The organism is Sphaerisporangium sp. NPDC051011, assembly GCF_040653595.1.
Classification (GTDB): Bacteria; Actinomycetota; Actinomycetes; order Streptosporangiales; family Streptosporangiaceae; genus Sphaerisporangium.
The window spans coordinates 29,221-54,680 of sequence record NZ_JBFAGG010000013.1 but is presented as its reverse complement, the minus strand read 5'-3'; the positions used below and the strand labels follow the sequence as shown (position 1 = coordinate 54,680).

Annotated in this window: 22 protein-coding genes, 4 tRNA genes, 1 pseudogene and 1 riboswitch; of the genes and pseudogenes, 15 read left to right on the top strand and 12 right to left on the bottom strand. The window is 70.6% G+C overall.

From position 1 onward, the window contains the following. Positions 1–13: 13 nt before the first annotated feature. The 4 genes from AB0H21_RS27965 to AB0H21_RS27950 all read right to left on the bottom strand — a co-directional run bounded on the left by AB0H21_RS27965 (position 14) and on the right by AB0H21_RS27950 (position 6,208). Positions 14–1,198, bottom strand: a complete 1,185-nt coding sequence (locus AB0H21_RS27965) for a mechanosensitive ion channel domain-containing protein (RefSeq protein WP_358522179.1) — start codon at positions 1,196–1,198, stop codon at positions 14–16. A 353-nt stretch (positions 1,199–1,551) separates the two neighbouring features. After that, positions 1,552–2,547: a ribonucleotide-diphosphate reductase subunit beta gene (locus AB0H21_RS27960; RefSeq protein WP_358522598.1), complete on the bottom strand. Its 996-nt coding sequence runs from the start codon at positions 2,545–2,547 to the stop codon at positions 1,552–1,554. Then, positions 2,547–4,802 (bottom strand): ribonucleoside-diphosphate reductase subunit alpha, encoded by a 2,256-nt coding sequence (locus AB0H21_RS27955; RefSeq protein WP_358522176.1) that lies wholly within the window; start codon positions 4,800–4,802, stop codon positions 2,547–2,549. Before AB0H21_RS27955 ends, AB0H21_RS27960 begins: the two co-directional genes overlap by 1 nt. A gap of 110 nt (positions 4,803–4,912) precedes the next feature. Continuing rightward, positions 4,913–5,114, bottom strand: a riboswitch (cobalamin riboswitch). A 131-nt stretch (positions 5,115–5,245) separates the two neighbouring features. Next, entirely contained in the window at positions 5,246–6,208 is a 963-nt protein-coding gene (locus AB0H21_RS27950; RefSeq protein WP_358522173.1) for a tripartite tricarboxylate transporter substrate-binding protein, read from the bottom strand. Between the two features lie 619 nt (positions 6,209–6,827). On the opposite strand from AB0H21_RS27950, the gene AB0H21_RS27945 reads away from it, so the two are divergent. Then, positions 6,828–7,715: a hypothetical protein gene (locus AB0H21_RS27945; RefSeq protein WP_358522170.1), complete on the top strand. Its 888-nt coding sequence runs from the start codon at positions 6,828–6,830 to the stop codon at positions 7,713–7,715. Positions 7,716–7,840: 125 nt separating this feature from the next. Here AB0H21_RS27945 and AB0H21_RS27940 read toward each other — a convergent pair. From AB0H21_RS27940 to AB0H21_RS27920, 5 genes and pseudogenes are all read right to left on the bottom strand, one after another. Then, a pseudogene (locus tag AB0H21_RS27940) lies at positions 7,841–8,513 on the bottom strand (response regulator transcription factor). A 121-nt stretch (positions 8,514–8,634) separates the two neighbouring features. Continuing rightward, entirely contained in the window at positions 8,635–9,945 is a 1,311-nt protein-coding gene (locus AB0H21_RS27935) for a histidine kinase (RefSeq protein ID WP_358522167.1), read from the bottom strand. Positions 9,946–10,071: 126 nt separating this feature from the next. Then, on the bottom strand, positions 10,072–11,016 hold the full coding sequence (locus AB0H21_RS27930; RefSeq protein WP_358522164.1) for a pirin family protein: 945 nt from the start codon (positions 11,014–11,016) through the stop codon (positions 10,072–10,074). A 90-nt stretch (positions 11,017–11,106) separates the two neighbouring features. Continuing rightward, complete coding sequence (gene glmS / locus AB0H21_RS27925) at positions 11,107–12,927, bottom strand: glutamine--fructose-6-phosphate transaminase (isomerizing) (RefSeq protein ID WP_358522162.1); 1,821 nt, start codon at positions 12,925–12,927, stop codon at positions 11,107–11,109. 17 nt (positions 12,928–12,944) lie between these two features. Further along, positions 12,945–13,220, bottom strand: coding sequence for a hypothetical protein (locus tag AB0H21_RS27920; protein ID WP_358522159.1), 276 nt, complete (start codon positions 13,218–13,220; stop codon positions 12,945–12,947). A gap of 327 nt (positions 13,221–13,547) precedes the next feature. On the opposite strand from AB0H21_RS27920, the gene AB0H21_RS27915 reads away from it, so the two are divergent. The 4 genes from AB0H21_RS27915 (at position 13,548) to AB0H21_RS27900 (ending at position 13,944) form a co-directional block, all read left to right on the top strand. Beyond that, positions 13,548–13,620 (top strand) — tRNA-Gly (locus AB0H21_RS27915). 10 nt (positions 13,621–13,630) lie between these two features. Then, positions 13,631–13,701: transfer RNA gene (locus tag AB0H21_RS27910), tRNA-Cys, on the top strand. A gap of 80 nt (positions 13,702–13,781) precedes the next feature. Next, positions 13,782–13,854, top strand: a tRNA-Gly gene (locus AB0H21_RS27905). A gap of 15 nt (positions 13,855–13,869) precedes the next feature. Beyond that, a tRNA-Val gene (locus tag AB0H21_RS27900) sits at positions 13,870–13,944 on the top strand. Between the two features lie 102 nt (positions 13,945–14,046). Here AB0H21_RS27900 and AB0H21_RS27895 read toward each other — a convergent pair. Beyond that, positions 14,047–14,925: an NADP-dependent oxidoreductase gene (locus tag AB0H21_RS27895; protein ID WP_358522156.1), complete on the bottom strand. Its 879-nt coding sequence runs from the start codon at positions 14,923–14,925 to the stop codon at positions 14,047–14,049. Between the two features lie 191 nt (positions 14,926–15,116). Between AB0H21_RS27895 and AB0H21_RS27890 the strand changes: the two genes are divergently transcribed. The 7 genes from AB0H21_RS27890 to AB0H21_RS27860 all read left to right on the top strand — a co-directional run bounded on the left by AB0H21_RS27890 (position 15,117) and on the right by AB0H21_RS27860 (position 21,116). After that, complete coding sequence (locus AB0H21_RS27890) at positions 15,117–15,473, top strand: helix-turn-helix domain-containing protein (RefSeq protein WP_358522153.1); 357 nt, start codon at positions 15,117–15,119, stop codon at positions 15,471–15,473. 256 nt (positions 15,474–15,729) lie between these two features. Further along, positions 15,730–16,503 (top strand): helix-turn-helix transcriptional regulator, encoded by a 774-nt coding sequence (locus tag AB0H21_RS27885; RefSeq protein ID WP_358522150.1) that lies wholly within the window; start codon positions 15,730–15,732, stop codon positions 16,501–16,503. A 78-nt stretch (positions 16,504–16,581) separates the two neighbouring features. Next, positions 16,582–17,907: an AMP-binding protein gene (locus AB0H21_RS27880; RefSeq protein WP_358522147.1), complete on the top strand. Its 1,326-nt coding sequence runs from the start codon at positions 16,582–16,584 to the stop codon at positions 17,905–17,907. After that, positions 17,907–18,392, top strand: a complete 486-nt coding sequence (locus tag AB0H21_RS27875) for an SDR family NAD(P)-dependent oxidoreductase (RefSeq protein ID WP_358522144.1) — start codon at positions 17,907–17,909, stop codon at positions 18,390–18,392. The genes AB0H21_RS27880 and AB0H21_RS27875 overlap by 1 nt, the downstream gene beginning before the upstream one ends. Next, a complete protein-coding gene (locus AB0H21_RS27870; protein ID WP_358522141.1) occupies positions 18,359–18,781 on the top strand; it encodes an SDR family oxidoreductase in 423 nt (140 codons plus the stop codon). The genes AB0H21_RS27875 and AB0H21_RS27870 overlap by 34 nt, the downstream gene beginning before the upstream one ends. Next, positions 18,711–19,742, top strand: a complete 1,032-nt coding sequence (locus tag AB0H21_RS27865; protein WP_358522139.1) for an LLM class F420-dependent oxidoreductase — start codon at positions 18,711–18,713, stop codon at positions 19,740–19,742. Before AB0H21_RS27870 ends, AB0H21_RS27865 begins: the two co-directional genes overlap by 71 nt. A gap of 429 nt (positions 19,743–20,171) precedes the next feature. Next, complete coding sequence (locus AB0H21_RS27860; RefSeq protein ID WP_358522136.1) at positions 20,172–21,116, top strand: hypothetical protein; 945 nt, start codon at positions 20,172–20,174, stop codon at positions 21,114–21,116. Positions 21,117–21,129: 13 nt separating this feature from the next. Here the strand turns inward: AB0H21_RS27860 and AB0H21_RS27855 are convergent, their stop codons facing one another. Beyond that, complete coding sequence (locus AB0H21_RS27855; RefSeq protein ID WP_358522133.1) at positions 21,130–22,224, bottom strand: pyridoxal-phosphate dependent enzyme; 1,095 nt, start codon at positions 22,222–22,224, stop codon at positions 21,130–21,132. A 161-nt stretch (positions 22,225–22,385) separates the two neighbouring features. Here AB0H21_RS27855 and AB0H21_RS27850 point away from each other — a divergent pair, with 161 nt between their 5' ends. After that, the gene (locus AB0H21_RS27850; RefSeq protein ID WP_358522130.1) at positions 22,386–22,946 is read left to right on the top strand and encodes a DJ-1/PfpI family protein; all 561 of its coding nucleotides are present in this window, start codon (positions 22,386–22,388) and stop codon (positions 22,944–22,946) included. A gap of 213 nt (positions 22,947–23,159) precedes the next feature. Here the strand turns inward: AB0H21_RS27850 and AB0H21_RS27845 are convergent, their stop codons facing one another. Next, positions 23,160–23,441, bottom strand: coding sequence for an SAV_915 family protein (locus AB0H21_RS27845; protein WP_358522127.1), 282 nt, complete (start codon positions 23,439–23,441; stop codon positions 23,160–23,162). 261 nt (positions 23,442–23,702) lie between these two features. Here AB0H21_RS27845 and AB0H21_RS27840 point away from each other — a divergent pair, with 261 nt between their 5' ends. Both AB0H21_RS27840 and AB0H21_RS27835 read left to right on the top strand, forming a co-directional pair. Then, the gene (locus tag AB0H21_RS27840; RefSeq protein ID WP_358522124.1) at positions 23,703–24,290 is read left to right on the top strand and encodes an NAD(P)H-dependent oxidoreductase; all 588 of its coding nucleotides are present in this window, start codon (positions 23,703–23,705) and stop codon (positions 24,288–24,290) included. Between the two features lie 40 nt (positions 24,291–24,330). Beyond that, on the top strand, positions 24,331–25,440 hold the full coding sequence (locus AB0H21_RS27835) for a serine hydrolase domain-containing protein (protein WP_358522121.1): 1,110 nt from the start codon (positions 24,331–24,333) through the stop codon (positions 25,438–25,440). The last annotated feature ends 20 nt before the right edge of the window (positions 25,441–25,460 follow it).

The following is a 25,460-nucleotide window of genomic DNA, read 5'->3' as shown; positions in this document are numbered from 1 at the left end:
GAGCCACCGTGGGCTAGCGCACGGGGACGCCGTCGGCCTGGGCGTCGGGGGTGTCGTCGGGGTACGGGCCGCCGGGCGGCCGCAGGGAGCCGGCGCGGACGGGGGGCCTGCCCGCCTCCGCGGCGGAACCGTCCGCCCCGGGGACGGGTGCGCCGCCGCGTCCGGCGGGCGGGAAGTCCTCCACGCGCAGGCGGGGCAGCGCCTCGGGGTAGTGGTCGCGGACGTAGGCCACCAGGTGCTCGCGCATGTCGCATTTCAGGTCCCAGACGCTCGGCGCGTCCGAGGCGCTCATCAGGGCGCGCAGCTCGACCAGGCCGTTGGGCTGGATGCCGGTGACCTGGATGGTCCAGTCCTTCTGGTCCCACAGGGGGTGCTCGCGCAGGCGGCGGTAGAGCTCGGTCCGCAGTTCCTCCACGGGCACCGACCAGTCGACGTACAGCATGACGTGCCCGATGACGCGGCTCTCGTAGCGGGTCCAGTTCTCGAACGGCGTCTTGGTGAAGTAGGAGACCGGCAGGATGAGCCGCCGCTCGTCCCACAGCCGCACGACGACGTAGGTGAGCGTCAGCTCCTCGATACGGCCCCACTCGCCGCCGACCACGACGGCGTCGTCCAGGCGGATGGCGTCGCTGAAGGCGAGCTGCAGCCCGGCGATGAGGTTGCTCAGCGTGGACTGGGCGGCGATGCCCGCGACCACGCCCGCGATGCCCGCCGAGGCGAGCAGCCCGGCGCCGAGCGCGCGGACCGCCGGGAAGCTGAACAGCATGGAGCCCATGGACACGATGATGATCACGGCGGCGGCGACGCGGCGGACGAGCGCGATCTGGGTGCGGATGCGCCGCGCCTTGCGGTTGCCCTCTCCCTCGATCGCGCCGAGCCGGTCCAGCACCACGTCGGTCACGGCGTACGCGGCCTGGATGACCAGCCAGGCGACGCAGGCGATGAGCAACAGGGTGACGACCTGCTCGACCACGAGGGTGGCCGTCACGCTGGACATGCCGGGCGCGTACCCGGTGTCGAACGTCACGACGGCCGCGGTCGCGAACGCCGGCCACGTGCACCGCTCGAGGAGCGGGCCCGCCAGGGAGAACCTGCCGTTGACGTGGCGCGACCGCAGCAGCCGCCTGACCAGCTCGACCGCGATCACCGCCGCGAGCACCGCGACCACCAGGAGTATCCAGCTTGCTACCGATGACACAGGCGGCGCCCCTTTCGTCGTCCTTTCCTATCGCGTGCAGGGGAAAGGCGTAAATGGCTAACCATGGCAGCCGGGCACCGGGATCCGGAGTGCTCTCGGATCGAATGATCACAGAGCTACGCGTTTCACACGAGTCAGGGCGCGAACAAGTTCCTCCTCCGACGGCGTACAGGCATGTGACGGCGGACGTCGCGGGCCCGCCACCGGCGCGGGCCGCGAGGCCACGCGCCGGCTCGGGCGATCCATAGCCAGACATATGGCCATGAATCCCGAAATAGAGTGATACAGATCACACGGAGGAGGGACTCGGTCGGACCACCTTCGGACGAGGACGAAGGGGCAGGACGACGGGGTCAGAACGCCTCGTCGAAGCTGACGCTGCCCTCCACCGCCACCTGGTAGGCGGAGACCCGCCGCTCGAAGAAGTTCGCCAGCTCCTGCACGTCCTGGAGCTCCATGAAGGCGAACGGGTTGGCCGTCCCGTACCGGATCGGCAGCCCGAGCCGGGCCAGACGGCGGTCGGCGACGTACTCGAGGTACTCGCGCATGCGCTCGGCGCTCATCCCCGCCAGGCCGTCACCGCACAGGTCGCGGGCGAACGCCAGCTCGGCGGCCACCGCCTCCTCGATCATCCGGGTCACCTGGGCGCCCAGCTCGTCGTCGAAGAGGTCCGGCTCCTCGGCGCGCACGGTGTCCACGACCGAGAACGCGAACTCCATGTGCATGGACTCGTCGCGGAACACCCAGTTCGTCCCCGTGGCGAGCCCGCCGAGCAGCCCGCGCGAGCGCAGCCAGTACACGTACGCGAAGGCCCCGTAGAAGAACAGCCCCTCGATGCAGGCGGCGAAGCAGATCAGGTTGAGCAGGAACGCCCGGCGGTCGTCCCGCGTCTCCAGGCGGGCCAGCCCGTTGACGGAGTCGATCCAGCGGAAGCAGAACTCGGCCTTGTCCCTGATGGACGGGATGTGCTCGATCGCCGCGAACGCCTTGGCCCGCTCGTCATGGTCGGGCAGGTAGGTGTCCAGCAGCGTCAGGTAGAACTGCACGTGCACGGCCTCCTCGAAGAGCTGCCGCGACAGGTACAGCCGCGCCTCGGGGGCGTTGACGTGCTGGTAGAGGTTCAGCACGAGGTTGTTGGCCACGATCGAGTCGCCGGTGGCGAAGAAGGCCACCAGCCGGTTGATCAGATGCCGCTCCCCCGCGCCGAGTTTGGCGAGGTCGGCGAGGTCGGACTGGAGGTCCACCTCCTCGACCGTCCAGGTGTTGCGGATCGCGGCCCGGTACCGCTCGTAGAACTCCGGGTACCGCATCGGGCGCAGGGTCAGGTTCATGCCGGGGTCGAGCAGCATCACTGGCACGCCTCGCAGATCTCGGGGTTCTCAAGGGAGCACGCCACGGCCTCGGAGACCGCGATCGGCGTGGCGGCGGGTCCGGCGACGGGCCCGGTGAGAGGCTCTGTGGCCGGCTCGGCGGCGACGGTCGTCTGCGCGATGCGGGTGGCCGGGCGCGAGCGCAGGTAGTACGTCGTCTTCAGCCCGGCCCGCCAGGCGTAGGCGTACATCGACGACAGCTTGCCGATCGTCGGGGTCGCCATGAACAGGTTCAGTGACTGCGACTGGTCGATGTACGGCTGGCGCGCGGCGGCGAGGTCGATCAGCGCCTTCTGCGGCAGCTCCCAGGCGGTGCGGTACAGCACTTTCAGGTCCGCCGGGATGGCCGCGATGTCCTGGACGGAGCCGTCGGCGCGCTTCACCGCGTCCCTGACCTGCGGCGTCCACAGCCCGCACTCCTGAAGGTCGCGCACCAGGTAGCGGTTGACCTGCAGGAACTCGCCCGACAGGGTCTCGCGCTTGAACACGTTGGACACCTGCGGCTCGACGCACTCGTAGCAGCCTGCGATGGAGGCGATGGTGGCCGTGGGCGCGATCGCGATCATCAGCGAGTTGCGCAGCCCGGTGGCCGCGATCCGCTCGCGCAGGGCGGCCCACTCGCCGGGGTGGACGGGCCGCGCCGCCGGGTAGTGGTCCAGGTGCAGGACGCCGCGCGCCGCCCGCGTGTCGGCGTACGAGGGGTGCGCGCCGTGCGCCTCGGCGAGGTCGCAGGACGTCTGGTACGCGGCCAGCGCCATCTCCTCGCTGACGCGGCTGGACAGCGCCAGCGCCTCCGGCGAGTCGAACGGCAGCCGCAGTGCGAAGAACACGTCGGCCAGGCCCATCACGCCGAGCCCGATCGGCCGCCAGCGCTTGTTCGCCGCCTCGGCCTCCGGCGTCGGGTAGAAGCCGCGGTCGATGGACCTGTCGAGGAACCGCACGGCCGTCGCCACCGTGGCGCGCAGCCGCTCCCAGTCGAGCCCGCGCTCCACCAGGTGGGCGGCGAGGTTGACCGAGCCGAGGTTGCACACGGCGGTCTCGGCGTCGCTGGTCACCTCCAGGATCTCGGTGCACAGGTTGGACAGGTGGATGACGTTCCCGGGCAGCGCCGTCTGGTTGGAGGCACGGTTGGAGGCGTCCTTGAAGGTCATCCAGCCGTTGCCCGTCTGGGCCAGCGTGCGCATCATGCGCCCGTACAGGGCCCTGGCGGGGACCTTCCGGACGTACCGCCCGGCGGCCTCGGCCTCGCGGTAGGCGGCGTCGAACGCCTCGCCCCACAGGTCGGTCAGCTCCGGGACCTCCTTGGGGTCGAACAGCGACCACTCGCCGTCCGCCTCGACCCGGCGCATGAACTCGTCGGGGATCCAGTTGGCCAGGTTCAGGTTGTGGGTGCGGCGGGCCTCCTCGCCGGTGTTGTCGCGCAGTTCGAGGAACTCCTCGACGTCGGCGTGCCACGGTTCGAGGTAGACGCAGGCCGCGCCCTTGCGCCGCCCGCCCTGGTTGACGGCGGCGACGCTCGCGTCCAGCGTGCGCAGCCACGGGACGATTCCGTTGGAGTGCCCGTTGGTGCCCCGGATCAGCGAGCCGCGCGAGCGGATCCGCGTCCAGGCGATGCCGATGCCCCCGGCGTACTTCGACAGGCGCGCCACCTGGCCGTACCGCTCGTAGATCGCGTCCAGCTCGTCGCGCGGCGAGTCCAGCAGGAAGCACGACGAGAGCTGCGGGCGGCGGGTGCCGGAGTTGAACAGCGTCGGCGAGCTCGGCATGTACGACAGCGTGGAGGTCAGCCGGTACAGCTCGCCGGCCTCGGCGACGGTGTCCGCCAGGCCGCAGGCCACGCGGAGGAAGAAGTGCTGCGGGCGCTCCAGCACGCCCCGGGTCACGGGGTGGCGCAGCAGGTAGCGGTCGTAGACGGTGCGCAGCCCGAAGTACTCGAAACGGTCGTCGCCGCCGGGGTCCACCAGCCCGTCCAGCACGGCCGCGTTGTCCCGGACGAAGTCCGCCAGGCGGTCCTGGACCAGCCCCGCCGCGTGCGTGGCCGCGACCGACTCGGAGAACGACCGCACGCCGTGCGCGGCGGCCTCATCGGCGATCTCCTCGGCGAGCAGCCGCGCGGCGACGCGGGAGTTGGCGGGGTCGGCGATGACCCGGGCGGCGGCCTCCTCGATGGCGAGCCGCCTGTGCTCGCTCCCCGCCTCCGGCCGGTACACCGGCCGCGAATCCGTCACCGTCACGTGCTGTCTCCTTCGTGCGCTCGGATCACCCCGGAGGAAGGCACGGCGGAGCACGACCGGGCACCCGTGAGCGGGCATGCCGGTCTCCCCGTCCGGCGGCCCTCCCTCGGGGCCTGGACGACGTCACCGGCAGGTCTTCGGACTCGCGGGCGCACCTCACACGCCTACTGGCCGTCGCTTCCCAGGCCGCGGGCGGCCCAGTGCTGATGTGACGGCGGTCGTTCCCGCTCACCGCTGCGGGGCAGTCCCGGATTCACACCGGATTCCCTCTTGCCTCGCCCCGAGGAGCGAACCAGCGACGAGCATGGATCCTACATCTAGTGTCCTGCCCCGCAACAACCCCTATAGGTTGTGTCGCTCCCATGCACCCAGCGTGACCATCCACCCCCATCCCGGACGTGGAGGCGACCGATCGAGCTGACGGGTCACGGCACGTCGTGGCGCTACACGCGGACGCCGAGGTCGCCGAGGGCGCGGCCGAGGCGGGCGGACTCCACACCCAGCCATTGGCGGAACTCGTCGCCGTCGAGGTACAGCGGGGTCCAGCCGTTGCGTACGCAGATCGCCTGCCAGCGTGGCGAGTCCGCGACGCCGCGGCACATCAGGGCCAGCGCCGCCCTGTCGGCCTCGGCAAGGTCGCCGGATCCGAGCAGGCCCCGCCAGTTCGCGCAGTACAGGTGGACGTCGGACTCCAGCAGCGTCGGGGCCTCGACGCCGGGCAGGCGGTCCGGCGAGGACACCGCGAGCACCCGCAGTTCCCCCGACCGCACGCGCGGCCGCACCGCCGCGTGCCCGGAGATCGCGACCGGGGCGCGTCCGGCCGCCAGCGCGGCGACGGCCTGCTCGCAGGTCGGATAGGCCGCGTACCGGACCAGGCGCGGGTCGACGCCGAGGCTCTGGGCCAGCATGCCGAGCAGGACGTGGTCGACCCCGCCCGTGTTCCTGCCCGCGACGGCGAGCCGGGACGGGTCGCGCCGCAGCGCGTCGGCGAACGCGCCGAACGTCGTCAGGCGCGAGGCCGCCGGGACGACCAGGAGCTCCCACTCGCCGCAGAGGCGGGCCAGCGGGGTGGTGCCGGCGAAGGCGGTGGCCTGGCGGACGTCCCGCACCGTCCCGACCAGCTCGGGCTCGGCCATCAGCATCATGCCGGGTTGCCGGGCGCGGGTGAACTCGGTCAGCGCCGACTCGAGCGGCCGGTTGACGACCCGCACCGCTCCGGCCAGCGACTCGCGCTCGGCCACTCCTTTGAGCGACCGGGCGATCATGTCCGTCTCGCCTCCCGCCGGCCCGGGCACCACCATTGAGACCGTGGCGGAGGCGAGCCTGCGGGGGTCGGTGGCGCTCCCGCATCCGGTGGCCATTGCGACAAGCCCCGCCCCGAGCGCGAGCACCTGGCGACGACGCATGGTTCACGCCCTTTCCCCCGATATCACCTAAATGCCCAGCTCACCGCCCCCGCACACGGCCCTCACCCACCCTCCACGGCCCGGCGGGACCGCCTTCGGCGAAGGCTCGATCCCCCGTGCGGGGGAGGGGGTTCCCGATGTGGGGGGAGTCGCCGGGGGCGGGCCGGGCGGGAGCGTGGGGGTGCGCTCAATTCGTATCCCCGCGAAGGAGATCATCGTGTCGACGTCCCAGCAACCGGCGAGTTCGTCCTCGTCGCCGGTTTCGCCCACCACTCCGGGGCGGCCTCCGGAGCCCTCCCCGGTTCTGTCCCGCCCGTCCTCCGCCGCCGCGTCCCGCCCGTCCTCCTCGGTCCCGTCGCACCTGTCGTCGCCGGAGCCTCCCCCACGGACGGCCTCCGGATCGCCCCGGGAACCGTCCCCCGAAAGGGGCTCCGGGACGTCCACCGGCAGAACGCGGCGGGGAATCGGGGCCGCCGTCTGGGGCGGTTACGCGGCCGCCGTCTGGGCCGCCGTCTACGGGATCGCGGCCCTCTACTGGACGATTTCCGGCAAAGGCTTCCCCTTCGGACCCGACGCGTTCACCAGATCGTCACCCCTGTTAAGGGAGGTCTCCCCGCAGGTGGGGGCACCCGTCTTCGCTGCGGTCCTGCTCGTGGCCACGGTGGCGCTCCTGGCCATGGCCGGACGGCACGCGGTGATGCCGGGACGCGCCCTGCGGGTCTCACTGCTCGCCTTCGGCTGGACCGTGACGGCCGTCCTGCTGATCGGCGTGCCGACCGTGGACGTGCTGGGGCTCACCGGCTACGCGCCGATGCTCATCCTCGGCGCCCCGTTCGGATGGCCCTCGGACATCGACTACTCCCGGGTGCTCGACTGGTCGCTGCTGAACCAGTTCTGGTCCCTGGCGGGCGGATTCCTGCTCGCGTTCGCGGTGCTGTCCTGGCAGCGGCGCAGCCGTGGCGCGTGCGCCCGATGCGGCCGGGACGACGACCACCGGCCCGGGGACGGGCTCCGCGTCCTCGCGTGGAGCCGCCGGGCGACGATCACCGCCGTGGCGATCCCCCTCCTGTACGCCGCGAGCCGCTTCGCCTGGGCCATGCACATCCCGCTGGGCATCGACGACGCGAAGCTGCGCTTTCTGTGGGACTCGGGGGGCGTCTGGGCGGGTTTGGGGCTCGCGAGCTTCGCCACGGTCGGCGCGATCCTCACCCTGGGGCTGGTACGGCGCTGGGGCGAGGTCTTCCCCCGCTGGATGGTCGGCCTCGCGGGCCGCCGTGTGCCCGTCAAGCTGGCGGTGATCCCGGCGGCGTACGTGGTCCCCATCGTGATCACGGGCGGCATCGGCATCATGACCTCGCCGGAGCTCGTGAACATGACGGGCTACAGCCCCGTCCTCATCGCCACGCACATGCTCTGGCCGCTGTGGGGCGTCGCCCTCGCCGTCGCGACGTACGCCTACTACCTGCGACGCCGCGGCGCCTGCCGGACCTGCGGACGCGAGGGATGACCGCCATGCGAACGGACCCCGGCCCCCTCGCCTTCGAACCAGGCGACCCCGGGACGGCCCGGCGTGATCCGCGCGGCGGCGACGAGCTCGTGTCCCGTCCGGCCTGGCGAGGCGGGCTCATGGGCTCACCCCTCGGGGCTGACGAAGCCGGACTCGTAGGCGGCGATCACGGCCTGCGTGCGGTCACGGACGGCGAGTTTGGTGAGGATGTTCCCGACATGGGTCTTGACGGTCTCGGCCCCGACCACCAGGTGGGCGGCGATCTCGGCGTTGGACAGGCCGGTCGCCATGAGCCGCAGGACGTCCTCCTCCCGGTCGGTGAGCCGGGCGCGGCGCAGCCGGTCGGCGGCCGGGCCCGTGGCCGCGGGCCCTCGCCCGTGGGACCCGGCCAGGCGGCGGATCGCGGCGGGGAACACCAGGGACTCGCCCCGCGCCACCACCCGCACGGCCTGTACGACCTCCGCCGGGCGGGCGCGCTTCAGCAGGAAGCCGTTCGCACCCGCCCGCAACGCCTCCGTACACGTGGTCGTCGTTCTCGAACGTGGTGACGACGAGCACCTTCGGGGGCGCGGCGGAGGCGGCCAGCAGGCGGCGCGTCGCCTCGATGCCGTCGATGGCGGGCATCCGCACGTCCATGAGCAGGACGTCGGGCCGGGAGCGCGCCACCATCGCCATCACCTCGGCTCCGTCGGCCGCCTCGCCCACGACCTCCAGATCGGGCTGCGCGTCGACGATGACGCGCAGCCCGACCCGGATCAGCTCCTCGTCGTCGACGATGGCCACGCGGATCGCCGTCACACCGCCCTCCCTGCCGTGCGGACGGGCGAGATCACCGTCACACCACCTTCCGAAGCGGGCAAGGCCCGGACGCCCGGCAGCCGGAGCGAGGTATCAGGAACCGGACGGAAAGCGGGCGGATTCATCGGGGCGGCTCCACTGGGAGGCGTACCGACACCTTCCACTGCCCGCCGTCCGGCCCGGCGGTCATGGAGCCGCCCAGGATCGTCACCCGCTCCCTCATGCCCGCGAGCCCCCGCCCGCCCTCACGGGGTGCGAGCACGCCTGTGACGGGATTGGTCACCTCGATGGCGAGCGCGCGGGCGCCGGCGGCTACGCGCAACGCCACGGGGACCGGCCCGGCGTGCCGCAGTACGTTGGTGAGGCTCTCCTGGATGATGCGGTACCCCTCGCGCGACACGGAGGCGGGCAGATCGTCCACCGGCCCCTCGACCTGGGCGCGCACGTCGACGCCGGTGCCGCGCGAGTGCTCGACGAGACGGCGCAGCTCGCCCAGCCGGTGCTCGGGCGCGCGATCCGCGGACGAGCCGTCCCCCGGACGGGGGCCGACGCCGGTGGTCCCCGGCAGGGCGTCGCCGTCGCCGGCGGGGTCGTGTTCGCGCAGCATGCCGAGCACGCGGTCCAGGTCCTCCGCCGCGGCGCGGCCGGTCTCCTCGATGGCGGCGAGCGCGCGGCCGGCGAACTCCGGGTCCGTGCGCAGCAGCTCGCGCGCGGCGGCGGCCTGTAACGTCGTCACGGTCAGCGCGTGGCCGATGGAGTCGTGAAGCTCGCGGGCCAGGCGGTTGCGCTCGGCCAGCCTGGCGGCGCGCGCCTCCAGCGCGGCGATCCGCTCGGCGGAGGACGGGCCGAGCAGCACCGGCGCCATCACCGCCGCGAGGCCGCCGAGCCCGGCGACGGCGTAGAGCACACCGACCAGCATGAGGACGCCGAGCAGCCCGAGCCACGGGCCGTCCTGCCGGCCCAGCGGCCCGAGCCGCAGCCCGTCGAGCGCACCGCTCACGACGCCCAGCGACTCGACGGCGAACGCCAGCCCCATCACCAGCGGGATGAGCAGCAGCAACCCGACCAGTCCCCCGGCGGCCAGGTGGACGGCGAACCACAGGGCCGCCCGCAGGCGGGTCTCGCGCGCCGCCCTGCCGGGCTCGGCCGTCACCGGCGGGTCGGGAAGGGCCACGCCGAGCAGCGAGCGGGCCGCCGCGATCTCCAGGGCGCGGGTGCCGCGCAGGAACGGAGGCACCAGGCCGATCACGGCCACCAGGGCGAGCACGAGTACGAGCAGCCCGTACGGCTCGCCGGGGACGGCGAACATGCCGGCGAAGGCCACGCCGAGCAGGATGTACGGCAGGAGCAGGACCGCGCCGAGCAGCAGGTGGACGGCGCGCCGGTAGGTCGTTCCGCTGACGAGCGGGGCGACCAGGGCACGAATCCACACGCCAGCCATTCTCCCAGACCACCCGGCCCAGCCCACGCCGTCTCTCAGCGGCCTCACAGCACCCGGACGGTTTTCAGTGCTGATCCGGCGGGGACGTGGTGACCGTCACGGGTGGCCGAGGGGGCGTCAGCGGTGGCGGGGTCGGGGCTTGAGGCGGGTGCCGGGCAGAGCCGGGGCGGGCAGCGGCGCGCCGTCGAAGCCCTCGACGGTGCCGAACGCGCCGCCCTCCGCCCATTCCTTGCGGAACCGCTCGATCTCCTCGTGGGTGCGGCCGACGAAGTTCCACCACATGACGAGCTGTTCCTCGAACGGCTCGCCGCCGAGCAACAGCACCCGGCTCGCCGGCCCCGCGGCGACGGCCAGCTCCGTCCGCCCCTGCCCGAGGTACAGCAGAGGCCCCGGTTCCAGGGCCTCGCCGTCCACCTCGGCCGCGCCGGCCAGCACCAGCGCGGCGTACTCGAAGTCCGGCCGGACGGGCAGTGTGACCGCCGCCCCCGCCTCCAGGGCCACCTCGGCGCCGACCAGCGGGGTGTGGGCGCGGGCGGGTGAGGTCGCCCCGCCGAGCTCGCCGATGATGACGGTGGTCGTGACGCCCGGCGCGGTCAGCACGGGCAGGTCGGGGTGGTGGTCGAACGCCGGGTCGGTGTGCCGGGACCCGTCGGGCAGCGCCACCCAGAGCTGGACTCCGTGCAGCATGCCCTCCGCGGGCGACTCCTCGGCGTGGGAGATCGCGCGGCCGGCCGTCATGAGGTTCAGCCGCCCCGGGGTGATCACCTGCTCGCTGCCGAGGCTGTCTCGGTGCAGGACCTCCCCTTCGAGCAGCCAGGTGACCGTCTGGAGGCCGGTGTGCGGGTGGGGGGCCACCCGCATGGCGGCCGGCTCGGGGCCGTAGTGGTCGACGAAGCACCACGCGCCGACCATGCGGCGGTCGCGGCTCGGGAGGGTGCGGGTCACCTTCATGCCCCGGGTGCCGCCGAGGACGACGTCCCGGCCCTCCAGCAGCTCGTGCGCGGGCCCGCCGGCCCGCGCCTCGCACACCGTCTCCTGCGGATCGCTTTCCAGGTTGCTCACCCGATCGACTGTACGACCCCCGGCCGTGCCCCCCGCGGTGGGCCGGGACCACGGCCTCAGGCTGCGTCAAAGGGTGTCAGAGGGTGGACGTCACTCGACGGTGACGCTCTTGGCCAGGTTGCGCGGCTTGTCGACGTCGCGTTCGAGGGCGACGGCCGCGTGGTAGGCGAAGAGCTGGAGGGGGATGCCGAGGAGGATCGGGTCCAGCTCGACCTCGTTCTTCGGCACCACGATGACGTCGTCGGCCAGCTTGGCGTCCGGCTCGCGGTGACCGATCATGAGCACCTTGCCGCCGCGGGCGCGGATCTCGCCGAGGGTGGTGAGGTTCTTGTCGAGCAGCTCGTCGTCGGGCACGACCGCCACGGTCGGCATGTCCGGGCCGATCAGCGCCAGCGGGCCGTGCTTCAGCTCGCTCGCCGGGTACGCCTCGGCGTGCACGTACGAAATCTCCTTGAGCTTCTGGGCGCCCTCGCGGGCCACCGGGTAGCCGCGCACCCGGCCGACGAACATCATCCCGGGGTGGGGGGCGTACTTGCGGGCGAGGGCGGCGATGGCGTCGCTCTGCTCGACGATCCGCTCGATCTGCTCGGGGAGCCGCCTGAGCCCGTCGGCGATGCGCCGGCCGTCGGACGGGGAAAGGTCGCGGACGCGGCCGAAGTGCAGCGCGATCAGGGCGAACGCGACGGCCGTCGAGGTGAACGCCTTGGTCGAGGCCACCGAGACCTCCGGCCCGGCGTGCAGGTAGACGCCGCCGTCCACCTCGCGCGCGATCGCGCTGCCGACCGCGTTGACGACGCCGAGGACGCGCCCGCCCTTGCGCTTCAGCTCCTGCACGGCGGCGAGCGTGTCGTAGGTCTCCCCCGACTGGCTGACGGCGACGTACAGCGTGTCGTGCTCGACCACGGGGCTGCGGTAGCGGAATTCGGAGGCGGGCTCGGCGTCGGCGGGGATGCGGGCGAGCTCCTCGATGAGCTGGGCGCCGATCTGCCCGGCGTAGTAGGCGGAGCCACAGCCGATGATCTTGACGCGGCGGAACGCGCGGGTCTCGCGGGGGTCGAGGTTGAGCCCGCCCAGGTGGGCGATGTGGAACCGGTCGTCGAGGCGCCCGCGCAGCGTGCGCGCCACCGACTCGGGCTGGTCGGAGATCTCCTTGAGCAGGTAGTGCTCGAACCCGCCGGTGTCGTAGTGCCCGGCGTCCCAGTCGACGGTCAGCGGCTCCTTGGAGGTGACGCGGGCGTCCATGGTGAAGGTGTGGAAGCCGTCGGCCTTCAGCACGGCGAGCTCGCCGTCCTCCAGGTGGACGACCTGGCGGGTGTAGCGGACCAGCGCGGCGACGTCGGAGGCGCAGAACATCTCCTTCTCGCCGATGCCGATCACGATCGGGCTGCCGTTGCGGGCGACGACGATCTCGGAGCCGCGCTCGGCGTCCATGACGGCGATGCCGTAGGTGCCGACGACGCTCTTCAGCGCCTCCCTGACGGCCTCCTCCAGGGAGTCGGAGTCCTGGACGATGCGGGCGATCAGGTGGGCGAGCACCTCGGTGTCGGTCTCGGAGACGAACACGGCGCCGTCGGCGATAAGCTTGGCGCGCAGCTCGTCGGCGTTCTCGATGATGCCGTTGTGGACGACCGCGATGCGCTCCTTGGTGTCCAGGTGGGGGTGGGCGTTGACGTCGTTGGGCACGCCGTGCGTGGCCCAGCGGGTGTGCCCGATGCCGAGGCCGCCCTTGAACCGCGCGGGTACGGCGGCGGCGAGGTCGGCGACCCTGCCCTTGACCTTGCGTACCTTCAGCCCTTTGTTGTTCACCACGAGACCGGCCGAGTCGTAGCCTCGGTACTCCAGGCGCTGCAGCCCTTCCAAAAGGATCGGCGCCGCGTCCTTGGGCCCGATGTAAGCGACGATTCCGCACATATGAAATCTCCTTGGCGCTAGCCGTACACGATGCGGCGCAGTTGGCGCAGGGACAGCTCAGGGGCCGCGACGCGGCGGGCCGACAACTCGGCGGCGATCCCGGGGAAGATCTGATCGTTGGTGAGACCTCGGGCCTTCATCTCACCGTGGCGGCGGCGGACGTACTCCTCGACGGACTCCGAGAAGTAGGCCACGACCTCCGCCACGACCCGCGCCGCCTCCCCCGGGCCAAGGGAGGTGGTCCGGGTCAGGTGGGTGATCAGATCCTCGTAGGAATGCCGGGCCGTGGACACAGGCCAGGACTTTACGCAGGAAAGAGATGCCACGCCAAGATTTCTGCCCGAATTCGGGCAAGGATACGCACTAGAAGGGCCCGCCGTCCGGCATCGAGCAGGCAATGGACACGTCGAGCACCCCGGGCGCTCCCGATCGGGCACGGGCATGGACGCCCGGCACCCGCGAAGCGCCCGGTCACGCACCGTGCGCCGCGAACCCCGCCCGGAGACCGCACCGGCCCGATCTCCGCACGTTCGAAGACGGCTCACCCGACGGACTGCGCACACCAGGTCCCCGGACGCGCTAGAGTCTTTGCGTGGCCGGGGATCGTTCCCGAGGCTCACGCGGACGTGGCTCAGCTGGTAGAGCATCACCTTGCCAAGGTGAGGGTCGCGGGTTCGAATCCCGTCGTCCGCTCGAAGATCCTGGTGGAGTGGCCGAGAGGCGAGGCAGCGGCCTGCAAAGCCGCGTACACGGGTTCAAATCCCGTCTCCACCTCGACGGAATCTCGCACTGCCGGGATCCGGTAAAGTTGTACCAGGCATCAGCAAGAGCCTTCCAGGGTTCTTGATGATCGCGCGGACGTGGCTCAGCTGGTAGAGCATCACCTTGCCAAGGTGAGGGTCGCGGGTTCGAATCCCGTCGTCCGCTCTGATTCTTCATCGAGGGCGATTAGCTCAGTGGGAGAGCGCTACCTTGACACGGTAGAGGCCACTGGTTCAATCCCAGTATCGCCCACCACCAGATCCCCAGGTCAACGGCCTGGGGATCTTCTTTTAAAGATCGCTGATCATGAAAAGCGTCCCCGCAGGGGACCAGGGATCCGGCGCCGTGGCTGCAGGATCAGACGGTGAGGACGAGCTTGCCCTGGAGGTGACCGCTCTCGATCAGCCGGTGTGCGTCGGCGATGCGCTCGAACGGGAAGGTCTCCTGCACATGGACCCGGAGCTTGCCCTGTTCGACGAGTTCGACGAGGCGTCGCAGGGCGACCGGATCGGGGTCGACCGCGATGCCGCTGAAGCGCACGCCGGCCGCCTCGAACCTGGCGGCGAGTTCCGTATCCTCCTCGGCGACCGCCGTCACGAGGTGACCCCCTGGGCGGAGCACTTTGAGCGAGCGCTCGGCGGTGTCGCCGCCGACCGTGTCGAGCACCACATCGATGTCGCTGACCGCCTCGGTGAAGTCGACCGCCGTGTAATCAACGACCTCGTCGGCGCCGAACCCCTCGACGAACTCCCGCTTGCTCCCGCTGGCGGTTGCGATCACGTGCGCGCCGAGCGATTTCGCGATCTGGATCGCGACGTGGCCGATCCCGCCGCCACCGCCATGGACCAGGACGCGGTCACCCTCGGTCACGCCGCCGAGGTCGACGAGGCCCTGCCACGCTGTCAGCCCGACGACCGGCAACGCCGACGCCTCAACGTGTGAAAGCGACGCCGGCTTGCGCGCCAGGTGCAATGCCGGCGCTGCCACGATCTCGGCGTACGCGTTGGCCGCCCGCGGGAACAGCGGCATCCCGAACACCTCATCGCCGGGCCTGAACCGCCACGTCTGCGGCAAACCCTCGACCACGCCGCTGATGTCCCAGCCGAGGATGAACGGCGGCTGGCCGAACAGCGGGAATTCGCCGGCGCGCAGGCGCGGTTCCAGTGGGTTCAGCCCGATCGCCTTGACCCGGACGAGGACCTCGGTCGGAAGGGGTTGGGGCTCGGGCGCGTCCACGATGGTGAGGACCTCTGGGCCGCCGAATGTGTGCTGGGTGATGGCTCGCATGACTCTCCTGGTATTGGGGTGTGAGAACGAGACCGATGGGAACCAGCAGGTACCCTTTGGTGCCATGAGCGAGTCCGGTCCCGGTGATTCCTTCTCGCCGACTGCCCGGCGTGTCTGGCGGTCGAACTGATCGCCGATAAGTGGACGGTGGTCGTGCTCTACATGGCAAGGGCCCGGTACGCCATGGCGAGCTGGTCGAGTTGATCGGCGGTATCTCCCGCAAGGTGCTCACCCAGACGCTCCGACGGCTCGAGTCGCACGGGCTTGTCCGCCGGTACGCCTACGCCGAGGCACCGCCCCGCGTCGAGTACGAACTCACCCCGCTCGGGGCCACGCTGATCGATCCGATCCACATGCTGACGGAGCGGGGCAAGGACGAACGGCGAAGCGGTCCTCAGGCCTTGACCCCTGACATGAGCGAGCCGAGAACCAGCCAGGCGTTGACTTCCGCGGCTGGGGAGGACGAGGGTGCGACTGCCCCCTCGAGATTCATCTGATGCGACATACCTCAACGATGAACGCCACAACGCAGGCGTACCACCGGTGTCGCGCCAGAATATTCCGATAACCCGCCAACATGGTCGATGGGCGACCTGCGGAATCCTCGGGGTCCGCTGCCGAGCCCACGAGCTCTGGCCTTGACGGGCCTGAGACCCCGCATCGCCGGCGACGCTCGTGGAACGGCCTCAACCCCGGCCGACCCCCGATCGACCATGCCCAGAGACTTGCGAACGCGGGCTAGGGTGAGTGCCCATGACCGAACTTATCCGCGAGCCAGTGTTCTGGACCGACGATTCGGCGGTCTGCGAGCCCATGGCCCACGGCGAGGACATCGCCGCGCACTTCCATGACTTCGGCCAGCTCAGGTACGCCGCCTCCGGAGCACTGGTCACTGCGACCCAGGTCGGCACATGGGTGGCGCCGGCGAACCGCATTACCTGGGTGCCACCTTTCTATGTACACAGCGGACGCTCGTACGGCGAGACCGATGTCCGACTGCTCCAGGTTCCGGCGGCACTGGCCGAGCAACTGCCAACGGAGCCCTCAGTGTTCGTGGCCAGTCCGCTGATGCGCGAGGCCTACCTGGCGCTGATCAGCGACCACGACCCAGTCGATGGCCCCCGCGCCCGACTGCTGCTCGAGGTCGTCATCGCGGAGCTCGCTCGCGCCCCGCAGGAATCACTGCGCCTCCCGGAGCCGAGCGACACTCGCCTCAAGGCCGTTACCGACCTGCTGCACGCCGACCCGGCCAGCCCGGCGACACTGGCGGAGCTGGGGCACAGAACCGGCTCGAGCGAACGAACCCTCAGCCGTCTGTTCGGCAGCGAACTGTCGATGAGCTTTCATCAGTGGCGCACGCTGCTGCGTATTCAGCGGGCACTGCTCGAACTCTGCGAAGGCGCCTCGGTCACTGACACGGCGATGCGACTGGGCTGGGCGAACCCAAGCAGCTTCATCGAAGCCTTCACCGATCTCGTCGGCCAGACACCCGGTCGCTACCGCTCTACGGCGCGCGCAGCTCACTAGCGTCAGCGTGGCGGGTTACCCGTAATTGTTGGCGGAACATCGGTGGCACGTCCGTCGTGTAACACCCATCGTTGAGGCGTGTCTCATCCCGTCAACGTGCAGAGCGCTTCCGCTTCGGCAACTGCCACAACGGCCTCCTCTGGGGTGACGCTGGGCGACCTGATCGTGCAGGCCCTCACTCGGCACAGCTCGTCCGAGGCCTTCGTCGCCGGTGATCGGCGACTGACTTACGCTCAGGTCAGAGATCTCGTCTCGCAGTACATGACCGCGCTGGCCCGTCGAGGGGTGGGGCTCGGAGTGGGTGTCACGATGCTCAGTCCGAACATGCCTGAGTCATGGATCGTCCAGGCTGCGACGTACCTCTTGGGGGGGCGCTTTACCGGCCTTCAGGCCCTGGCCTCGGTCGAGGACCACATCGTCGTCTGCGAGGATGCGGAGGCCACGGTGTTGGTGGTGACCGCGCCCCTGGAGGAGCACGGGCGCCAGGTCCTCGCCGAGGCCGGCTCGCTGAGACACCTGATGGTGATCCCGGCTGCAGGTGGCCTGCCTGAGGGCGAGTCTCACGGAGCTCGACCTCTTGATGCCGGTCCGGCCACCGAGACGGACGTCGCATGGCTGCAGTACACCGGGGGGACGACCGGGAGACCCAAGGGCGTGATACAGCCTCATCGGTCGATGGTGCAGATGGTCTATGCGTACATGGCCGACTTCGAACAGCCGCACTTGCCGCGGTACTTGGCCTCGGCTCCGCTCACCCATGCCACCGGGCTTGGTGTCATCCCAACGCTACTTCGTGGGGGCACCGTCGTGATCGAGCAGGGCTTCGACCCCAGCCGATTCCTCGACATCATCGAGGCGGAGCGCATCAACTGCATCAGCGGCCTTCCGACGATGATCTACACGCTGCTGGACCATGAGCGTCCGGAGACGAGAGACCTATCCAGTCTCGAGGTGATCTGGTATGCTACCGGGCCGATGTCTCCGGTGCGCCTGGCAGAGGCTCGTGAGCGCATCGGTCCGGTCTTTTCCCAGATATATGGGCAGACGGAGTCGACCGGCATCGGGACGGTCCTGCCCAAGGCCGCGCACGAGACCGCGAGCCTGGAGCGGCTTGCCTCCTGTGGTCGTCCCGTGGTCGGGAACCGCATCAGGCTGATCGACGACGACGGTCATGACGTTCCCTTGGGCGAGGTGGGCGAGATCGCCATGCGGAACCGCGGAGTCATGCTTGGCTACAGGAACCTTCCCGAGGAGACAGAGGCAGCGCTCAAGGGCGGCTGGTTGCACACGGGAGACCTGGCCCGTCAGGACGACGAAGGTGTCCTGTACTTCTCATCGGACGTCCTCGACGACGTGTTCTCGGGCAATGCCGAATCATTCCTCACGTCGATTGGAGTTGAGTGATGGACCTGGGACTGACCGGGAAGGTAGCCATTGTCGGCGGTGGCAGCGATGGCTTGGGTTTCGCGATCGCTGATCGCCTTTTGAGTGAAGGTGCCTTCGTCACGATCTTCGCGCGACGCGCGGAGAAGATCGCAGCCGCCGCAGAACAACTTGCCGGCAAGTACGGCGAGGAGCAGGTCCTCGGGCTTGCCGCCGATTGCTCGGTCGCCGCCGACATCGACCAGGTCACGGCCTCGACGCTCGAGCGGTTCGGTCCAGCTGTCCACGTCCTGGTCACCAACGACGGTGGACCGCCGATCCGCCGAATCTCGGAGCTCACCGACGATGTGTGGCTTCAAGCCTTCGCACGCCACTTCTTCTACGTGGTCAGGTCCGTGCGAGCGACGCTGCCGCACATGACGGCCGAAGGTGGCAGCATCCTCAACGTCGTCTTCGGCGTCAGGCCGTCGGCATGGCAGCGCCTGCGACAGTGTGGTCGGCCGTGATCGGCTACGCCCAGACCCTCGCCCTAGAGGTCGGGCCGCACAACATCAACGTCAACACCCTGATGTCCGGGTACTTCGACACCCCGCTTATCGAGAGAACGCTTGAGAGGCAGCCGGAACTCTCCAAAGCTCGTCTGGGGAGCGGGCTACCGATGGGACGCATCGGGGAGCCACGCGAGTTCGCCGACCTAGTCGGTGCGCTCGTGTCACCGCATCTCAGATTTGGACCGGCGCGGTGGTTCCGGTCGACGACGGAGCCGGTATCGGGATGGGCGCAAGCTTCGATTCGCCGCCCGCCTCGGAGTGATTGTCCTGGTCATGAAGCTCTCCACCATGCTCATGTACGGCGGCGACCCGCGCTCGGCCGCCGACCAGGTCGCTGGACTTGAGGCCGCCGGACTCGACACGGTCTGGGTCGCCGAGGGATACGGCTTCGACTCACCGACCCTGATGGGCTACCTCGCGGCCCGCACCTCGACCGTGGAGATCGGCTCGGCGATCCTCAACGTCTACTCCCGCACCCCGGCTCTGCTCGCGCAGACCGCGGCCGGCCTTGACAACGTCACCGGCGGTCGCGCCATCATCGGTCTCGGCGCCTCTGGCCCGCAGGTGGTCGAAGGCTGGCACGGCCTGCCCTACGCCAAGCCGGTCGGCCGGACGAAGGAGACCATAGAGATCATCCGTGCGGTCCTGCGCCGCGAGGTGATCGAGTACAGCGGCCGCTCCTTCCAGCTTCCCCTACCCGCCGGCCAGGCCACCGGCCTGGGCAAGCCGCTGAAGATGCCGACCAAGCCGGAGCGCTCCTCGGTCCCGCTCTACATCGCTGCGCTGGGACCCAAGTCGGTCGAGGGTGCGGCAGCGTACGCCGACAGCTGGCTGCCGTTCCTCTACTCCCCCGAGGGCGCCGCCAAGGTTTGGGGCGACTCGCTTGCCGCTGGTACCGCCGAGCGCTCCGAGGACCTGGCGCCGCTGGAGGTTGTGGCCGGCGGCATCGTCGCGGTTGGCGAGGATGTGAAGGGGATGCTCGACTTCGCGCGGCCGATGTTCGCCCTCTACATCGGCGGCATGGGCGCCCGTGGCAAGAACTTTTACAACGACCTCGCCTGCCGGTACGGCTACGAGGCGGAGGCCAAGGAAATTCAGGACCTCTACCTCGACGGCAAGAAGAAGGAAGCCGAGGCCAAGGTCCCGCTCGAGCTGCTGGAGCAGGTCAACCTCGTCGGCCCGGAGTCGTACGTCAAGGAGCGCATCGAAGCGTTCCGCGAGTCGGGCGTGACCAACCTCCAGGTGACCCCGATCGGAGACGACCCGGCCGCTCTCGTGCGCCAACTGAAGGAATGGGTGATCTGACTTCCGCTCACCCCCGAGCGCCGCAGGGGCGTCTCCCCTCGGCAGGTCGAGCACGGCACGGCCCTGCCTCGACGTCGAGGATCCCGCCACCGCCCTCGCCGCGAATTGGATGCGCCACAAGGATTACGCAATTGCTCCCCGCGCTCCCGCCCCTCACTAAGATCAACAGGAGCGGACATCATTCCTCAGCCGCTCCCAACAGGCGTCTAGTGACGCCCAACAAACGCCCCTGACCTGCGACATCAGGAGAAATCGCAGGTAAGCGCACGATCGGGACCACCTTGACACGGTAGAGGCCACTGGTTCAATCCCAGTATCGCCCACCATTTTCAAAGCTCGGGCCCTGTATGGCCTGGGCTTTCTCGTTTTCCCGTCTCCGCCGTTCCCCGGGCCGCGAACCGATCGAACGAGACGGACGTCTTCATTCATGTGGACCTCAGACGCGCGCTGCCCACCGTCCTGGCCATCGTCGGCGTGTGCGCGGCGGTCCTGCTGATCTCGTGGGCGGTGAGACCCGCGCCGCCGGTGCCGAAGGCGTGTCCCGGGCAGTGGGGCGGCGAGGGCATCGGCGACTGGGTGCCCGCCGCGGCCGACGTCGAGGGAGCCGGGGAGTCGCTCGTGCCCGGCGAGCCGGTGGAGGCGATGATCTGCGCCTACCCGGGCGTGAACATGAATCCCGGCGGCGAGCGCCTCGCCGGGGTGCGCGTCCTCAAGGCCGAGGCCGCGACGATGGCCCGCGACCTCGCCTACCTGCCGGTGACCACGTCCGACGACCCCAACCGCATCTGCACGGCGGCGGGCGGGCCGATGACGAACTTCCTCGTCCGGTTCGCCTACGCGAACGGCGACGCGCTCTGGGTGGGCGGCGCCGAGGAGGTCAACTCCTGCACGGCGACGACGAACGGCACGGTCAAGGTTCCGACGTACGTGGGAGGGAGCCTGGGCATCGCCTACCGGCAGGGGGCGTGGCGGATCCCGGAGCCGGACGACCCGTGCACGGGCCTCCCCGACCGGCGGGGGCAGGACGAGCGCCTGGTTCCCGAGGGCGCCGTCGCCGTGGTGGTGTGCCGGCGCGACCCGCAGGGCCGGCGGCCGACCCGCGTGTACCACCGCAAGCAGGAGGCCCGGGCACTCGCCGAGGCGCTGAACTCCCTGGACACCTGGCCCACCGAGCACATGTCCCGCCCGATCCCCGGCGCGAAGGCCGGCGAGGGCGAGTTCGTCCTGCTGTTCCGCTACCCGGACGGGCCGCACGCGGGCGTCCGCGTCGACCTCGGCTCCGTCCCGCCGGTCTCGAACGTCCTGCTCCAGGCCGACCTCGACGACGAGACCCGCGCCCATCTGCTGCGCCTGGTCCCGCCTCCCCGCCCCTGAGCCGCGCCGGCGCTCACGACCCCGCCCACACGCCCTCGGCGACGAAGCGCTCGATCACCTCGGCGTGCGGAGCGAGGTCGAGCCCCCTGCCCGCCACCCAGGCGTCGTCGTAGAAGGTGTCCCGGTAGGCGTTCGCGCCGTCGCAGATCAGCGTGGCGACGGCGCCGCGCTCCCCGCGCTCGCGCATCCGCGCCGCCAGCCGGAGCGCCCCCCAGAGGTTCGCGCCGGTGGACGGCCCGGCCTCCCAGCCCGTCACGGCGGCCAGGTGGCGCGTCGCGGCCACACTCGCCGCGTCCGGCACGGGGATCATCAGGTCGACGACGGCGGGCAGGAACGCCGGTTCGACGCGCGGGCGGCCGATCCCCTCGATCCGCGAGGGCATACCGGTCCCGTAGCCCGGGTATCCGGTCACCCAGCTCGGCAGGTAGGCCGAGTTCTCGGGGTCGACCACGGCGAGCAGGCTCGGGTGGCCGTGGTAGCGCAGGTGCCGGCCGAGCGTCGCGCTGGTGACCCCGGTGCCCGCGCCGACCACGAGCCAGCGCGGCACGTCCCCTCTCGCCTCGGCCACCTGGCCGAGCAGCGTCGCGGCGAGCCCGCCGTCGCCACGCCAGTCCTCCGCGTGCGCCGCCTGGAAGTGGTCCAGGTAGTGGCCGCCGGTCTCCCCGGCGAGCCGCCGGGCCTCGTCGTAGATCGCGAGCGGCGGGTCGAACGGGTGGCAGCGGCCGCCAAAGGCCTCGATCCCGGCCCGCCTGGCCGACGTGGTCCTGCCGGGGACGACGGCGACGAAGGGCAGCCCGAGCATGCCGGCGAAGTACGCACCGGAGACGGCCGCGTTGCCCGCGGTGGCGGCGACGACGGTGGTGTGCTCGCCGATGTGGCCGCAGGCGATCGCGTCCTCGAACAGCCGCCGTGCCGTGCCGTGCTTGAGGCTGCCCGTGGGCCGGAGCGATTCGTCCTTGAGGTACAGCGAGATGTCCCACTCGGGCGGCAGGGGGTAGTGCCTCAGCGGCGTCGGCGGCTCGGCCCGCGCGTCGGCGCGCAACGCCGCCAGCGCGTCCCTCGCCCACCGCCGCTCCCGCGCGGCCACGGGCAGGTCGCGTTCGTCCATCGTCCCTCGCCTCCCGCCGACGGCACTCGCCGCTCGCACAGTGTACGAGTCTCTCATACACTGTGCGAGCCGGATCGGGATAGAGCGCGGTGGTTGACCGGCAGGGTGCGGCTCGACACGATCGACGCGGAGGGTCGTACAGTCGAGAAGGGGTGTCCGCGATGGCGAAAGTGCTGATCATCACCGGTGACGCGGCCGAGGACCTCGAGGTGATGTACCCGTACCAGCGGCTGCTGGAGGAGGGGTACGAGGTCGACATCGCCGCGCCGAGCGCCAAGAAGCTCCAGTTCGTCGTGCACGACTTCGTGGACGGCTTCGACACCTACACCGAGAAGCCCGGCCACTCCTGGCCCGCGGACGTCGCCTTCGCGGACGTCGACCCGTCCGCCTACGCGGCGCTGGTGATCCCGGGCGGGCGTGCACCCGAGTACATCCGCAACGACGCCGACTGCCGCCGCATCGTGCGGCACTTCGCTGAAGGCGGCCTGCCCATCGCCGCGCTGTGCCACGGCCCGCTGGTCCTGGCCGCCGCCGGCGTGCTGAAGGGCCGGTCGAGCAGCGCGTACCCCGCCTGCGCGCCCGACGTCGAGCTGGCCGGGGCGACCTGGGTGGACAGCGAGGCGCATATCGACGGCAACCTCGTCACCGGCCGCGCCTGGCCGGACCACCCCGCCTGGATGCGCGAGTTCCTCAAGATCCTCAAGGTCGCGGCTCCGGTCTAGAGCCCGGCCTCGCGGCGCATCAGGCCGTCCAAGCACCACGGCCGGTGAGTGGTTTCGGTCATGAGAGACATGGGGCCTCGCCTCCCGCGGTGTCTTCGGGGTTGTCAGGATCTTCGGGGTCTGCGGGGATATCGCCGGATTCCAAGGCCGCGGGCACGGCGGGGTCCTCGGTGAGGTCTCCGGTGGCCTCTAGAGACTGGGCCAGGACGCACATCACGCGGCCCGCACGGCGCCGCGCTCGGGGGCGCGGGCGGGCAGGGCGCCCGCGGGGTCGAGGACGATCCCGGTGACGCCGAGATCGGCGAGCATGTGCCGCAGGGCGGGTTCGCTGAGGCGGATCCAGCGCTGCCCCTCGCCGAGCACCCTGGTCAGCGCCAGGGGCGAGGAGAACGCGACGGCCGTCCTCGCTCCGGCGACCGTCCGGAACAGGCGCAGCGACACGACGTCGTCCCCTCGCACCGGGACCACTATGAGCGGATCGGCTTCGGTTCCCACGATCTTTCCTCCTGGCAGCGGTTCTGGAGGCCCTTCACATTCGCCTCGAACGCCACGCTAGGACGGGGAAGGGTGTCTGATACCTACTCTTGACGCCCTTCTGACGGATATGCCCGGAGAACCGACGCGGCTTTGACGCGCCGCCGTCACCCCGGCGTGAGGACGTGAGCAGATGGCCGTAAGCCCGCGAGCAACAAACCGTAAACGGCGCCGGGCACAGTGAGAACGTCGAAGCGGACGCGAGCGCTGAGGAGGCTGGAGATGCCGGAGAACCATAGGTTGCGGGTGGCCGTCATCATCGGCAGCACCCGTAGCGGCCGGTTCGGCCCCACGGTGGCCCGCTGGTTCAGCGCCCGTGCCGTCAGGCGCGGAGACCTGGACGTCGACCTGATCGACCTGGCCGAGACCCGCCTGCCCGAGACGCTCACCGACCAGGACGAGGCCCTCCCGCCCCAGGTCCGCGCCCTCGCGCCCCGCCTCGCCGCCGCCGACGCCTTCGTCATCGTCACGCCCGAGTACAACCAGAGCTTTCCGGCGCCGCTGAAGACCGCCATCGACTGGTACTACGAGGAATGGAAGGCCAAGCCCGTCACCTTCGTCTCCTATGGCAGGGAGTCGGGCGGCCTGCACGCCGTCGCCCAGTTGCGCCAGGTGTTCACCGAGTTGCACGCCGTGCCGATCCGCAACACGATCAGCCTCCCCTGCTACTGGGAGCTGTTCGCCGCCGACGGGAGCTGGCCGCGACCGGGCGCGGAGTGCAACAGCGCCATCAAGACCACCTTGGACCAGCTCGCGTGGTGGGCGCATGCCCTGCGCGCCGCGCGGGCCGAGCGTCCGTACACGACCTGAGACTTCTTTCCCATCCATTACCGAACAGGAAGCGATCGCATTGAGCGACCTGCAGCAGCAAGTGCAGAACACCATCGACGAGCTGGTCAAGTCCGGAGCCGAGCGGGCGCTGCAGGTCGCCGTGTACAAGGACGGTGACCTGGTCGTGGACGCGGTCGCCGGCACCGACCCGGCCACCGGGCGCGCGATCACCGGCGACAGCCCGATCTACAGCAGCTCCACCGGCAAGTCCCTCACCAGCGCCGTGGTCCACGTGCTGGCCGAGCAGGGCGTGTTCTCCTACGACACCCCCATCGCCGAGCTGTGGCCCGAGTTCGCCGCGCACGGCAAGCAGAACGCCACCATCCGCCACGCGCTGGCCTTCACCGTCGGCGTCCCGGGCGTCCCGGAGGACACCACCGCCGACGACCTGCTCGACTGGGACAAGATCACCACCGCGCTCGCCGACACCGAGCCGTGGTGGGAGCCGGGCACCAAGGTCGGCTACCACCCCCAGACCTTCGGCTACATCCTGGGCGAGGTCGTCCGCCGCGCCACCGGCAAGCCCATCTCCCAGGTCCTGCACGAGGAGATCGCGGCGCCGCTGGGGCTGGAGCGGGAGATCTACCTGGGCGTCCCCGAGGCCGAGCTGTCCCGGGTGGCGCGGCTGGAGCAGGTCGGCCCGCAGATCGACCTCGAGCAGCTGCGCGCGATGATGCCGACCTTCTTCAAGATCGCGCCGCCGGCCGTGCAGCTGTCGGTCGAGCTGTGCAACCGCGATGACTACCTCAAGGCCGACATCCCGGCCGGTGGCACCCTGACCGCGCGTGGCGTGGCCAAGGTGTACGCCGCGCTGGCCGGGCAGCTTCCCGGCACCAAGCCGCTGGTCTCGGGTGAGCGGCTGGCCGAGATCTCGGCGGTGGCCGTCGCCGACACCGACCAGATCTTCGGCATGCCCACCCAGTACGCGCTGGGCTACTCGATCGGCCGCCCGGTGCCCGACGCGCCCGCCGGCGCCACCACCATCGGCTGGCCCGGCGCCGGCGGCAGCGTGGCCGATGTCGACCTGACCAACAACATCGCCTTCGCCGTCACCAAGAACCGCTTCACCGCGGGCGACTACACCAACATCGCCCCCATCTCCGCCCTGGTCACCAAGTCCCTGACCTGACCGGGCCCCCACGCCACCAG

Bases quoted from the DNA above. Each gene is read 5' to 3' on its own strand.
- AB0H21_RS27855 (WP_358522133.1), bottom strand. From the start codon at position 22,224: ATGGACGAACGCGACCTGCCCGTGGCCGCGCGGGAGCGGCGGTGGGCG.
- AB0H21_RS27875 (WP_358522144.1), top strand. From the start codon at position 17,907: ATGGACCTGGGACTGACCGGGAAGGTAGCCATTGTCGGCGGTGGCAGC.
- AB0H21_RS27885 (WP_358522150.1), top strand. From the start codon at position 15,730: ATGACCGAACTTATCCGCGAGCCAGTGTTCTGGACCGACGATTCGGCG.
- AB0H21_RS27870 (WP_358522141.1), top strand. From the start codon at position 18,359: ATGGCAGCGCCTGCGACAGTGTGGTCGGCCGTGATCGGCTACGCCCAG.
- AB0H21_RS27950 (WP_358522173.1), bottom strand. From the start codon at position 6,208: ATGCGTCGTCGCCAGGTGCTCGCGCTCGGGGCGGGGCTTGTCGCAATG.
- AB0H21_RS27850 (WP_358522130.1), top strand. From the start codon at position 22,386: ATGGCGAAAGTGCTGATCATCACCGGTGACGCGGCCGAGGACCTCGAG.
- AB0H21_RS27865 (WP_358522139.1), top strand. From the start codon at position 18,711: ATGAAGCTCTCCACCATGCTCATGTACGGCGGCGACCCGCGCTCGGCC.
- glmS (WP_358522162.1), bottom strand. From the start codon at position 12,927: ATGTGCGGAATCGTCGCTTACATCGGGCCCAAGGACGCGGCGCCGATC.
- AB0H21_RS27840 (WP_358522124.1), top strand. From the start codon at position 23,703: ATGCCGGAGAACCATAGGTTGCGGGTGGCCGTCATCATCGGCAGCACC.
- AB0H21_RS27960 (WP_358522598.1), bottom strand. From the start codon at position 2,547: ATGCTGCTCGACCCCGGCATGAACCTGACCCTGCGCCCGATGCGGTAC.